Here is a 508-nt window from a genome sequence, read left to right on the forward strand (position 1 = left end):
TTGATGCGCCTGCATGGAAAGGACATTTACCGGCAGAGGCTTCCCTTTCTGCTTCAACAATGGGTTCTGCACTATTGGCTTCATTATCAACAGAATTGCTCACAATCTTTATCCTTTAGCGGTTATCACCAATACTTTATACCCGGCATTCAATAGGTAAAATCTGCATCCCTCTATGTATTTGATAGACCTTTCCTTGTGTTTACGGCGCGACTTTGTCAGGTTCTCCCACTCGGATCATATACAGGGTCAATCATGCCGGAATTCTGTTTCTGAATGGAGCAGGATTTCGGGGCAGGGTCATACGTCGATGACGAGCTGTTTTGTGCTGTGAGTTCAACGGGTCGATGCAACGCTATCCTTAATCAAGGGGGGGACGTTGCAATGAAACGAAGAACGCGCATTTACTACACGCCCGAACAGAAAGCGATTATCTGGGACAGATATAAGCAAGGTGATTCTCTGCATGATATCGCCAGAATGTTCGACAGATACCACTCTTCTATAA

1 pseudogene is annotated in these 508 nt (G+C 45.5%); it reads left to right on the plus strand.

The window, feature by feature from the left end:
* Positions 1-384: 384 nt before the first annotated feature.
* A pseudogene (locus GS12_RS24555) lies at positions 385-508 on the plus strand (IS30 family transposase); the annotation flags it as partial.

Source organism: Erwinia oleae, assembly GCF_000770305.1.
GTDB classification, from domain to species: Bacteria; Pseudomonadota; Gammaproteobacteria; order Enterobacterales; family Enterobacteriaceae; genus Erwinia; species Erwinia oleae.